Below are 14,279 nucleotides of genomic sequence, written 5' to 3'. Positions count from 1 at the left end.
CAGTGACCGATAGTGCGACCGCAGTCGAAGCAGCGGGTCGCCAACGGAACCGCGGGCGTCGATCCGACCGGCAACGTGTTGACCAACGACACCGATCCCGATGCGGTGGGCAACGGTGAAACGAAAACGGTCAGTGGCGTGGTGGCTGGAACGGCCGCGAGCGCCTCGGGCGCCGTGGGAACCAATGTTTCGGGCTCTTACGGTGCCATCACCATCAACTCCGATGGATCGTACAGCTACGCGGTTGACAACAGCAATGCGGCGGTCGAAGCACTGAGGACAGCATCGGACACGTTAACCGATGTGTTCACCTACACGATGGTCGACGCCTCGGGCGCCACGTCAACGCAGCAGATCACGATCACCATTCAAGGCCAAAACGACGCGCCGCACGATATGACGGCGACGGGGATGACGATTGACGAAGGAACCGCCAACGGGCAAGTCGTCGGCACCGTCACGACCGACGACCGCGACAACGCCGACAGCGTGCTGTATTCGTTGACCGACACAGCAAATGGTCGTTTCACTATCGATGCATCAGGCAATATCCGTGTTGCTGATTCAAGTCAACTTGATTACGAAGCCGCCACTCAGCACGATATCACGGTGCGTGTGCAAGACGCCGCCGGTGACACGTATGACGAAACGTTCACGGTCTATCTGAACGACGTCAATGAATTCAACGTAGCCGCTGCCACCGATGCGGATGGTAATCCCAATCAAGTCAACGAGAACGCGGCCTTTGGAACGACCGTCGGTATCACCGCATTGGCGGTTGACCCCGATGGAACGTCCAACAACGTGACTTACTCGTTGTCCGACAGTGCCGGAGGACGGTTTGCGATCGATTCGGCTAGCGGAATTGTGACCGTATCCGGAGCGATCGACTACGAAACTGCTACGAGCCACACGATTACGGTCCGCGCCGACTCGAGCGATGGGTCCTCAAGCTTCGCAAATTTTTCGATCGCCGTGATCGATGTTAATGAAGCTCCGGTGGCAACCGGCGACAACTACTCGATGAACGCCGGAGAAACGCTCACGATTGCGGCTCCGGGTGTGTTGGTTAATGACGTCGATGTCGACGGCGACTCGATCCAAATGGTTTTGGTTTCAGGGCCAAGTCATGGCGTGCTCAGTACATCGGCCAACGGCAGTATTGTCTATACACCCAGCGGTGCTTACTTTGGCAGCGACACGTTTACCTATCTCGCCAGCGATGGCAGTTTGAACAGCAACGTTGTCACCGTCACCATTACGGTGATTGCCGGAGGCGGTGGCGGATCGGGAAGCGGGTCGGGTGGCAGTGGCGGATCGGGGGATGGCGGATCCGGAGACAGCGGAACCGGCGATACGAGTGGCGATAGCGGTGGAAGCGGCGACACGTCCGATAGTGATTCCGGAGATGGAGTCAGCGGCGACGGCGATGGCGGTTCGACAACCACCGGCGCGGTCCCATTGGTTCCAACAACCGCGGATACACCGAACCAGAACGAGGATACGTCCAGCGAGAAGGGACAATCCAAACAGCCCGCTGCATCGGTCAGTCGCGATTCCAGCATCCAAATCGGGGATAGCAATCAAGACGAATCGAATCAAGGATTTCAAGGACAAGGATTTTCCTGGGGCGGTTCGTCGCACATACACATGAAACGAGGTAATGTGCAAATGTCTCAAATGCTCGATCAACTGTTGGTCGTCGATTTGGTGCAAGCGATCCAGTGGACCGAGTGGAATAATCAGGGCTCGGTGGCGGCCGAAGATTCGACCTTTTTCGGCGCTGGCGAGATCGGTGGACTCGGAGTCGGCGCGGGACTCGCGTCCGTCGGCTACGTGCTGTGGGCACTTCGCGGCGGCGTCTTGTTGACGACCATTTTCGGCAGCATGCCCGCGTGGCGAATGATCGATCCTTCGGCACTGTTGTCGGTTTATCGCGAAGGCGACGGCGTCCGTAAATCCAAAGCCGATGTGACAACGTTCTTGGATTAGATGACGACAGCAAAACCGCTTCAAGGTAGTGGACGAGGTCACGAATCCCCGCGACTCGGGATCACGACACGACTTGTAACACCGTTCAGTGCAGCGAAGGTCGATTAGCGAATCCACCTCAACGACATGATTAGCTCCCAAATGGGCCGGTGAGGATTCGATCACGCAGGAAAATAGAGAAAGCTGGACAATGCTACGGCATCCCATCTTCCTGCCCCCTTCATCTTCCTGCCCAACCAATAGCCGACGTTGTCATCGGTAATAGGACGCCGCAGCTCACTCGACTCTTGGTTCCGCCACCCTCGATCAGCGCCGCGAAGGCGGCGGGCAGGAAAAGATGTCGAACCGTCCGGTGACGCATCGAGTGGCTTGGATCCGTTCCACATCAGCGTTGCCAGAATCGCATTGGGCGACCTACCAGCTTTAGAGGTAATGGACGAGGTTCGTATCACGTTTCCGGAACCAACCTCGCAAACCGTAGCTCCGGACCAATCCGAAAAGTCGCTCCAGTCCGGTTTCTTTTTCTGATTGTAGAAGTCGAGGCCCAAGAGGGCGAAGATAGGTACTAGACCTCTCGTCTCCACCCCCCAACGCTCGGGGGTCAAGATCTCCATCAAGTGAAGGAGCCGAGATGACATCGGCACGTCAGTATGCTCCGACGACGAATCTCCATGGACTGAAAATCGATGAGTCGCGAATTCGACTTTTACCCTCTCGAAGACCGTATCCTGCTAAGCGGCGACGGTCTCGATGGTCTCGATGGGTCGATGGACGTTGACGGGGATCTGGAAATGGCACTCCTGAGCCACCTTTCCGCAGCAGATGGCGAGGCAACGAACGATCTCGCTCCGCAAACACCGCCGTCACCCTCGCCTGCTCCCAACCACATCGACGATGCCAGCGTTGATGGCAGCGAAGTCGAGACGCTGGTCGATGCCGATGCTCTAGATCCCGCACGACCGATCGAAGTTGTCTTTGTCGATGCGGCGATCGAAGATGCCGAGACGTTGGTGCAGGGATTGCGTGGCACATCCGCCGGGCAGACCCAATGGTTGATCGTGCATTTGCAAGCCGAGCAAGACGGTTTACTGCAAATCACCGAGACGCTGCGCAATTTAACCAGCGTGGATGCGGTGCATTTGCTCAGCCACGGCGACGGCGAGGGCATCCAGCTTGGCAATACGCGATTGGATCTCGATGCCGCCCCCAACTATGCCGGCGAGATCGCTTCGTGGGGGTATGCACTCGACAGCGATGCCGACCTGTTCATCTACGGTTGTGATCTCGCGTCAACCGAATCGGGTCGCGATCTGATCGACATCCTGTCAATCGTCTGTGACTGTGATGTCGCCGCAAGCGAAGACGTGACTGGCCATTCCTCGCGCGGCGGCGACTGGGACCTCGAGTACACGGTGGGCGAGGTCGATCTTGCCCGTGTGCTCGCATCGCGAGAATGGTTCGGAATGCTTTCGACCGAACTGGCGGAGTCGGGTGCTCCCTCCCCATCCGACTCCGCCGCCACCGCATTGGCGTTTGAAGAAAACATGGGCCAGACCGCTGACACTGTCGACTTCGTGTCGCGTGGCGATGGCTACACCGTTTTCTTGACCGACGGGGATGCGGTGGTGAATCTCGATGGCGCAGTGTTCACGATCGACATCGTTTCCGAAAATCAGCCGACTTCGGTTGTCGGGGTCGATGAATTGGTGGGCCGCAGCAACTATCTGGTCGGTGTCCAGGAAAATTGGATCCGTGACGTCGCGAACTTTGCCGCCGTCCAGTACGACGACGTCTACGATGGGATCGACGTCCGCTACTATGGTCACGGCCGACAATTAGAGTACGACTTTATTGTCGCGGCGGGCGCCGATGCCGACCAAATCACGCTGAATATGCGAGGTGCTGATTCGGTTTCCATCAGTGACAGCGGCGAATTGGTGATGACGTTAGCAGGCAACGAACAAACGATTCGTTTTCGTGCTCCCTATAGTTACCAACAATCCGCCAGCGGCGTTCGTGAAACCGTCCAAAGCCGCTATCTGATTCGTGATGATGGTAGCATCGGTTTCGAAATAGGAGCCTACGATCATTCGCGTGAATTGGTGATCGATCCGATCATGGACTACGGCACCTACCTCGGCGGGCTGGGCACCGATTCGGCCAACGCGATCGCGGTTGATGCCGACGGGAATGCCTACATCACCGGCACCACCACGTCGACCGATTTCCCTGCCACGACCGGTCCGTTTGGCACCACCGGCAGCGACGATGTGTTTGTCACTAAACTGGCGACCGATGGCAGTACGGTGCTTTACACCACGTACCTCGGGGGCAGCGGCAATGACGTTGGTTACGACATCGACATCGATGCCAGTGGCAACGCCTATGTCGTCGGAAAGACAGCATCTTCGGACTTCACTACCACGGTCGGCGCGTACGATGAAGCGCTCAGCGGCGCGTCCGACGGGTTTGTACTGAAGCTAGACAGCAGCGGATCGTCGATCCTGTACGGCAGCTACATTGGATCCAACCTTTCCAATGACTCGGCGTATGGCGTTGCAGTCAACGATTCGGGGCAAGCGTATGTGACGGGTGTGGCAACCGGTTCGATTACATCGCTGACAACGGCGAGTTCGTACCAATCGACATTTGGCGGAGGACGTGACGCGTTCTTGGCCGTTTTTAGTGCCGATGGATCGAGCATCGACTACGGCACCTACTTCGGCGGTTCGGCTTCGGATGAGGCCAAGGATATCGCGATCGACGATTCCGGCGCCGCGTACATCACTGGTGTCACTAGCAGCACCGATATGGGGGTCACTGGCAACGCGTTCCAAAGCACCAACGGCGGTGGCCAAGACGTCTTTGTCGCAAAAATCAATCCGCTCGGGGGCGGCGCCACTGACCTCGTCTACAGCAGCTACCTTGGCGGCAGTATGGCGGAACAAGCCTCCTCAATCGCGTTGGACGCCAACGGCCGAGCGTACGTCGTGGGGCTGACGATTTCATCGGACTTTGACGTCACAGCCGGTGCCTATGAAACATCGATCTCGGGTGCAAACGACGACGCATTTCTGTCGGTGTTTGACACCACGCTCAGTGGCGCCGCGTCGCTGGCATATTCGACGGCGCTCGGCGGTACGGCCACGGACGAAGCGGGCGGAGTCGTGGTGGATTCGTCGGGTGTCGCATGGATCGTCGGTTCGACTTACTCGACGACCTTTCCGACGACCGCCGATGCCCATGACACCAGCAAAAATGGAACGACCGACGCCTTTATCACCGCGATCAACCCGCTCGGCGGCGGTGCTGCGGACCTTGTCTACTCGACATTCCTGGGCGGCAGCGCCGATGAATTCGGTTTTGCGATCGCATTGGATTCGACAGAAAACATCTACGTTGCCGGTCAAACTCAATCGTCGGACTTTGACGCGAGCGCCAGTGCCCACGATGAGTCCAGTGATGGTGCGAGTGACGCGTTTGTTGCTAAGTTTTCGCAGCCGCCTGAGGCCTATCTATGGCTGAACACCGAAAACGATGTCAGCGGAAGTGGCGTTTCCGGACTGGATTCGTGGAGCGGTGGTACCGTCTTGCAGCTAGGCGATCCGAACCTGGGCTTCAGTTCCTCGACAAGCGGTACGCTAACGTCGGTATTCAACATTGACGATCTGGTTGATGATGGCGACGCACGGCTGAGCGGGATTCATTATGTCGGCCGCGATCTCACCGTCGGCAGCAACAATATTCAGCTGCTCGCCGGCGATGTGCTGTTTTCAACCGTGGCCGATGAATGGATCAACGGCGGCAGCGAGCAGATTTTTGCTCACGATATCTTGCTGTTTCGACCGGTTACGATTGGCAATTACGCCAGCGGAACCTTATCGCTATTGTTTGATGGTTCCGACGTGATCGGAAACCTCGACATCAACGCGTTCACCTTGGTCGAACAAGCCACGACGGTGGGAACGACAACGCCGACCAATTTGAACGCGGGCGACTTGCTGATTTCGCACGCGGGTTCCGCCAACCGAGTCTATCGATACGCTCCGGGCACCTTGGGAGCAACCAGTTCGGGAACGATGTCGATCTTGCTCGACGGAACCGACTTTGGCGTCGACACCGGTTTCCGCGGTCTCGATCTTGTCGAACGCAGCGTCAAAATTGGCGACACCACACTGACAAGCGGTCAATTGCTGGCGACCCTCCACGCCGACGACAATGCGATTGGCGGAATCGCGACGACGCGGGACGACATCTTTTTGCTGAACGTCACCGAAACGGGTGCGACCAGCGCCGCGACGGCGTCCGTGTTCTTCCAAGGCGACGACATTGGTTTGAACACCGCCACGTGGCAAGAGCAACCTTGGGGATTGTCCCTCGCCAGCACCACGGCGGTGAATTCGCTCGCCATGGATGTGGCCACCACCTTCGATGGTGGCTTGAGTATCAACGAGGATGGCGGCGACGACGTCTACTTAGTCGCCGACGATGGCGGAGCAATCATTGGGGGGCGGACGTCGATCACCATCGAAGTTCAATACTCATCGACCGACACGAACGGGGCGCAACCGCTGTTCGCCTATGCATCGCCGTCGACCGACAATGAGTTGTTGCTGTACATTGACGCCGCGGGCAATTTAGGACTTTATTTCAACGGTGGACTTACCACATCTACTGCCATCGATTATCGCGGCTTGTCCGATGGCCAGATGCAATCGCTTGCTGTGACGTGGGACAATGCGGCGGGCAATTGGCAAGTGTATGTCAATGGTATCTTGGTCGACAGCGGCTCGGGGCTGAACACCGGCCAAACCTTTGACGCCGGTGGAACGCTGCAGTTTGGCCAAGAACAAGACGGCAATGGATCCAATTTTGACACCAGCCAAACCTTTCACGGAACCTATTACAACGTCCGCGTTTTCGACGACGTTCGCAGCAAAGCCGAAATCGCAGCCACCTATAATTCCAGTTTGCCTTTTAATACAAGTGGTTTGTTGGCGCAGTGGGATTTTGATCGTTTGTCGGCCGATGGCGTGATCACCGAATCGGTCAGCGGCAACAACTTGACCGTCACTCATACAGCCGAAACGGGCTTCACCCCCAGCACACCGTCGCTCACCTTTTTGCTTGACGAAAACGCGGACACGGGCACGGTTGTCGGCAGCGTTTATGCTAGCGATGACGAACGTGATGTAAAAATCGCTTCGCTGTTGGCCGCCGATCCCACGTTGATTTACAGCGCTGAAACGGGCAAGTTTTACAAAACGATCAGCACCGCAGAAACATGGGCAAATTCGCAAGCGGCCGCCATTGCATCGTCGCTGAGTGGTGTCGCGGGTGAATTGGTCACCATTCGATCGGCTGCCGAAAACGAATTGATCACTGATTTTCGCAGCACCGTCGGTGCGGACCTATGGATTGGCGCATCCGATCAAACGGTCGAAGGACTATGGCAATGGCAGACCGGTGACACCGACGATGACTCATTCTGGCTGGGAACATTCTCAGGCAGCCGCCAGAACGACGCCTATACAAACTGGGACCCGAGCAACCCCAACGCATCGGCGGCGGATGACGATTTTGCTCGAATCACGGGAACGGGCGAATGGGTAGACCACGACAGCTCATCCAGTTTTGGCTACGTGATCCAGTGGGATGCCGACGACGTGCTCGATCAAACGAACGAGATCAGCTACTCGATCGCATCTCAGACCAGCTCGGGTGCATTCGCGATCGATGCTGACAATGGCCAAATCACCGTTGCCGATTCTTCGCTGCTCGATACCGAAAGCGATACCACCCACAGTGTCACCGTGCGAGTGACGGCCGCCACCGGGCATAGCTACGACAAGACTTTTGATGTCCTAGTCAAAAACATCAGCGGCGAAGCGGAACAATCGGTTCCCGGTACGCAGACGGTGGCCGAAGACTACCCGCTCGTCTTTAGCTCCGCAAACGGAAACGCAGTCACGGTTAGCGATGGCGGCCCTAGCAACCATCGATTGCAAGTCTCGTTGTCAGTCACCGGTGGTGTTCTGACACTATCGCAAACCACAGGTCTAACGATCCTGAGCGGCGCGGATGCGAGCGATGCGATGGTGATCCAAGGGACCGAGTCGGACTTGAACGCAGCATTTGACGGGATGGTGTTCCGACCCGACGCTCACTTTAGCGGTGCCGTTGATCTGCAGATGACGACCTCGTCGATCGCTGATTTGGCGGGGCACTATAGTTTTGATTCCGGTGACGCTCGCGATGATAGTGCCGGAACATCACATGATGGCGTCCTGCAGGGGAACGCGGCAACAGTGGTCGATCCCGATCGCGGCACCGTGCTGAATCTGGATGGCAGCGGTGACGGAGTCGAAATCGCCGGAACCTTGGGCAGCTCGCCCGATGCGACACTCGCGGCGTGGGTGAATCTGGATGTCAGTGGATCACAAGGATCCGAAGTGATCAGCATCGCAGATTCGCTGATACTGCGGCTCGATGAAACCGGCAACGGCGTGACGGGGCGATTTTATGACGGTAGCTCTTGGGTCTCTATCGACTCAGGCCGGTTTATCGCGGGCACAGGTTGGCATCACGTCGCCTTTACATTCGACGATGCGAACAATGTCCAACAGCTTTACATCGATGGCCAACGCGTCGCGCAAAGCAACTCGACGTCCAGTATTGTCTACGATGGTGCGGGCAAAACCACGATCGGATACCACGCCAATGGATCGACGAACTACGACTTTGACGGATCCATCGACGAAGCACGTATCTACAACCGCACTCTTTCAGCGGACGAAATCGCGAATCTAGCGGCGGACAACTTGCGATCGGTCGATACCGTCACGATTGACGTGATCCCGCTAAACGATGCTCCGGTGTTCGGTAGCGATGGCGACGGCAGCACGACGGTGCCGATTCCCGACAGTCTGTTCGATCTCGGATTCAGTAGCGTCGTCCAGATTGACGGCAAGATCGTGATGGTTGGTTCATCGTCGTTTGCCGACAACGACATTACCGTCGTCCGTTTCGACACCAATGGCGAGCTCGACTTGACGTTTGGCGGTGGTGATGGAATCGTGACGCTTGATGCGGGCGGAAGCGAGCTTGGCGTGGACGTTGCACTACAATCCGACGGCAAAATCGTCGTCTTGGGCTCGTCGGATAACGACCTGCTCGTCGCTCGCTTTACCACCGCCGGCGTGCTGGACACCAGTTTTGATGGCGACGGCTACGCGATTACCGACGTCAATGGAATCGATTCCGCCGCCGAACTGGCGATCCAAAGCGATGGTAAAATCGTCGCCGCCGGTACTACCGATGCCGGTGGCAATAACTTTTCCGTGGTGCGTTACAACACCGATGGTTCGCTCGACACCACCTTTAGCAGTGACGGCAAAGTCGAGATTGATTTTGCAGTCAGCTCTGACGATGTCGCTAGCGCCCTGATCATCCAGACAGACGGCAAGATCGTACTGGGCGGAAAAAGCAACAACCAATTTGCCTTGGCGCGTCTAACTTCCTCAGGCGTGCTGGACACCACCTTTGACACCGACGGATTGTTAACAACCGATTTTGGAATCGGTGACGAACGAATCAGCGGGCTGGCTCAGCAATCCGATGGCAAAATTGTTGCCGCCGGAACGGCTAATCTGGACTTTGCCATCGCACGCTACAACAGCGATGGATCGCTCGATACGTCGTTTGATAGCGATGGGTTGCAAACATCGGACCTAGGCGGCACCGAACACGCCTATAGTGTTGCGATTACGGCGACGCAGCGCATTGTCGTCGCGGGAAGCACCGACTTGATGGGCAGCAACGACGTGATGCTGCAGCAATACAACGCCGACGGCAGTCTGGATACCAGTTTCAACTCGGTGGGCACCGTCATCACCGTGGTCAATGGCACCCAAGAGTACGGCTACAGCGTGCAACTGCTCTCCGGCGGCGGTATTTCTCTTGCAGGCAACATGCAAAGCAACGGTTTCTTGCTGAACCAGTACAACGCCGACGGCAGTCTGGACACGAACTTTGCGCCAACCGCCAATTTGGCCGATGCCAATCCAACTTATGTCGAAGGCGCAGCGGCGATTGTCTTGGACGACAGCATCAGTGTTTTCGACCAAGAACTCAGCACTCTTGGAAACTTTAGCGGGGCAGCGATCGGCTTGATTCGCCGCGAAGGAGCCAACGCAGACGACGTGTTCGGCTTTAGTGATGGAAATGGGCTGAGCGTTTCTGCAGACTCGATGTACAAAAACGGCCAAATCATCGCATCGGTTGACACCCGAACGGCGGGACTTGTCTTGATCACCTTTACCGATGCCAATGGCGAGATACCGGATCAAACCGATATCAACAACGTTCTGCGTCAAATGACGTATACCAACAACAGTGACACCCCCGACGCGTCGGTTGAGTTGCTTTGGTATTTCGCCGATGGAAACGCAGGGGGCCAAGGTTTCGGAAGCAGCTTTTACGTCACCGACGTGATGACGGTCAACATCACGGCAACCAACGATGCCCCCACCAACCCCGCTGGCTTGCCAAGCGATATCACCGTTACCGAGGACGTCAGTAGCGACGTCGATCTGTCACAGATCGATCTAAGCGATGCCGATCATGATGGCGGCGCTCTAACCGTAAAGCTAGTCACATCGACCGGCGGGAACTTGTCGGCGATTAGCGGTGGCGGAGTCTCGATCGGGGGCAGTGGCAGCGGCACGTTGACGTTGACCGGAACGCTGGCGGATCTAAACACCTACCTCGACACTGCCAGTAACATCCAATATCTGCACTCGGTCGCGGATCAAGCAGGCGACGATGCCGACACGATTACGGTCTATGTCAACGACAACGGCAATACCGGTACTGGCGGCGGCAGCGACGTCAATCTCGGCAGCGTCAACGTCGATATCACCAATGTCAACGATGCGCCGGAGATCACCAGCGATGGGGGCGGAGCGACCGCCAACATCAATGTCCAAGAGAATGACACCACCGTCACCACCGTCACGGCGAGCGATATTGATGTGCCCGCGCAAACGTTGACGTATTCAAAAGCGGGTGGTGCCGACGCAGCCTTGTTCAGCATCGATGATTCTACGGGGGCGTTGACGTTCATCGCTGCTCCCGACTTTGAGAATCCCGGTGATGCGGGAGGCGACAATATCTACGAAGTCATCGTCCAAGTGTCCGATGGCACGCTCACCGACTCGCAAACGATCACCGTTACCGTCACCGATGTGTCCAACGTTTTAGTCGTCACGACCGACGTGGACAACAACGACAGCGGCATCTTGGTCGGTGCGAGCTACGACATCGAATGGCTGAACGCAAATAAAGGCTCCGATGACGAGATCAGTCTGCGCGAAGCGATCATTGCCGCAAACAATACCGCCGGCATGGATACGATCGGATTCAATATCGCCGGAGTCGGTGTTCACACGATCGATTTATTGAGTGTGCTGCCGAGTATCACCGACGCGATCACGATCGACGGCTACACGCAATCGGGATCGAGCGTGAATTCGGCATCGGCTGGCAGTAACGCGGTATTGCAAATCGAACTGAATGGAACCGATGCTGGTGGATCGGGGATCCGGTTAATTGCCGGATCCGATGGCAGTACGATTCGAGGGCTGGTGATCAATCGCTTTAGCGGATCCGGCATCGAAATCAACAACAGCGACAACAATACGATCACCGGTAATTTCATTGGCACCGACGTCAGCGGTAGCAGCGGGCAAGGCAATATCTATGGCGTCAACATTACCAACGGAGCGAACAATAATACGATCGGTGGCTCGGCCATCGGTGATCGCAACGTCTTCTCAGGAAATTCAACCGCCGGTGTTTACATCAGCAGTTCGGACAATATCGTCGCCGGCAACATTATCGGGCTGAACGCCGCTGGAGACGCCGCGATCTCAAATACTCGCGGTGTGTATCTTGTAAATGCAGCAAACACCTTGATAGGTGGCACTGCCTCAGGTGCGGGCAATGTGATCTCGGGCAACAGCATCGATGGCGTTTTGGTAACCGGTGCGTCTTCGGCCGGGACGCGGATCGAAGGCAATTACATCGGCACGAACGCCGCCGGGGATGCCGGGATCGCCAACTTGATCAAAGGCATCGGACTGACCACCAATGCAACCGGAATCACTATCGGCGGCAGTGCTGCGGGCGCCGGCAACGTGATCTCAGGCAATTCCAACACCGGCGTCTACATTGCCAGCGACGGCAATATCGTCACAGGGAACTATGTCGGATTAAACGCCGCAGGAACCGCAGCAGTCGCCAACGGTACCGGGGTTTACATTTATCAATCCGCCAACAACACGATCGGCGGAACAACTGCAAACGAGCGGAACGTCATCTCGGGCAACACAGCCAACGGCGTCTATATCAGCGGATCGGCGTCCACCGGCAACAAAGTCCAAGGAAATTACATCGGCACGAATGCCGCCGGCGATGCCGCCATCGCCAATTCGACAGCTGGTGTCAATATTGCCGCCAGTGCCACCAACAACACAATCGGCGGCTCGATCGCCGGTGCCGGCAACGTCATTTCCGGCAACACCGGCCATGGGGTGTACTTAAGCGCGAGCAACAATCTTGTTGCAGGAAACATCATTGGACTCAATGCCGCGGGGACCGCCGCCTTGGGGAATAGTCGCGGCATCCACGTGCTGAGCTCGGCCAACAATGTAATCGGCGGATCGACGGCGGCCGCTCGAAATGTGATCTCAGGAAACAGTGGCGACGGGATCTATCTATCGGGATCCTCGACAACCGGAACGAGCATTCAAGGTAACGCCATCGGTTTGAATGCCGCTGGTGATGCGTCGATCGGAAACTCGGGTTCCGGCATTTTCATACTCAGCAACGTCGCCAACACGACCATCGGAGGCACGACGGAGGGACAAGGAAATGTGATCACCGACAGCGGTAGCCACGGAATATTAAATCTCAGCACCGCCGCTGGAAACGTGATTCTGGGCAACTCGATTTTCGCCAATACCGGTTTGGGTATCGATCTCGGAAACGATGGTGCGACCGCCAATGATGGCACGACCTCGGCGAGTGATCCTGGTCAAGGAATGGATCATCCGGTGTTAACGCATGCCAATCTCGTTGGTACAGAATTGACGTTGTCGGGATATGTCGGCAGCGCGGCAAACCAATCGACGTTTGCCAATGCGGAGGTCGAATTTTTCATTGCCGACAATGGATCCGGCAAAACACTGCTAGGCACTTTGACCGCCGACGCCAACGGTAATTTCAGCGGCACGTTGACGGTCGCAGGCGTGATCGATACTGACAAAATCACCGCGACGGCGACCCTATCCGCCGTGGGGACATCCGAATTCGGCAACGTATTGGATATCAACGTCGCGCCGACGTTATCGGTCCCAGGATCGCAAGCTGCTAGTGAAGACAGCACACACGCGATTAATGGAATTTCGGTCGGCGACGCCGATTCAAACGTAACTTCGGTCCAACTTAGCGTTACTCAGGGCACGCTGGATGTCACACTGCAAGGTTCGGCATCATTTTCGGCGGGATCAAACTCGTCCGCCTCAATGACGATCTCCGGCACGCAGGCCGATATCAATGCGACTCTTGCTACGCTTGAGTATCTTGGCGATCTTCACTACACCGGAAGCGATACGCTGTCGGTCGTCGCCACTGACGCCGGTGGCTTGACTGATTCGCAAAGCGTGGTCATCACCGTCAATGCAGTCAACGATGATCCGACCAACGATGGTTCGCTGCCAAGCGATATCACGGTAACCGAAGACACCAGCAGCGATGTGGATTTGTCACAAATCAATCTCAACGACGTTGATCATGGCGATGGCAATCTGACCGTGACGCTAACGACGTCCACCAGTGGCAATTTGACGGCGACCAGCGGTGGCGGTGTCACGATCGGTGGCAGCGGAACCGGAACGTTGACGTTGACCGGGACTTTGGCGAATCTGAACGCCTACATTGATACCGCCAGCAATATCAAGTACCTGCACTCCACCACGAATCTGAACGGCGGGGATGTCGACACGCTCAACGTCAAGATCAATGACAATGGCAATTCGGGCAGCGGCGGTGGCGGTGATGTCGATCTGGGTACAGTCAACATCGACATCACGGCGGTCAACGATGCACCGGTCCTCGATAGCTCGGGTTCGATGACGCTGTCAACGATCACCAAATACCAAACGGATAATGCCGGCCAATCCGTTGCTTCGATCATTGCCAGTGCGGGCGGCGATCGCCTTACCGAC

Annotated in this window: 2 protein-coding genes; both read left to right on the top strand. The window is 56.7% G+C overall.

The genetic code is table 11. The annotated features are described in order from the left end of the window. The first annotated feature begins 12 nt into the window (after positions 1-12). Positions 13-1,992, top strand: coding sequence for an Ig-like domain-containing protein (locus RMSM_RS18745; protein ID WP_008699701.1), 1,980 nt, complete (start codon positions 13-15; stop codon positions 1,990-1,992). A 686-nt stretch (positions 1,993-2,678) separates the two neighbouring features. Further along, a partial coding sequence (locus tag RMSM_RS18735) for a DUF7948 domain-containing protein (RefSeq protein WP_008699699.1) occupies positions 2,679-14,279 on the top strand: 11,601 nt, incomplete at its 3' end.

The organism is Rhodopirellula maiorica SM1 (assembly GCF_000346295.1).
Taxonomy (GTDB): Bacteria; Planctomycetota; Planctomycetia; order Pirellulales; family Pirellulaceae; genus Novipirellula; species Novipirellula maiorica.
Note: the sequence above shows the minus strand (reverse complement) of the source record. Positions and strands in the feature narration are given on the sequence as shown.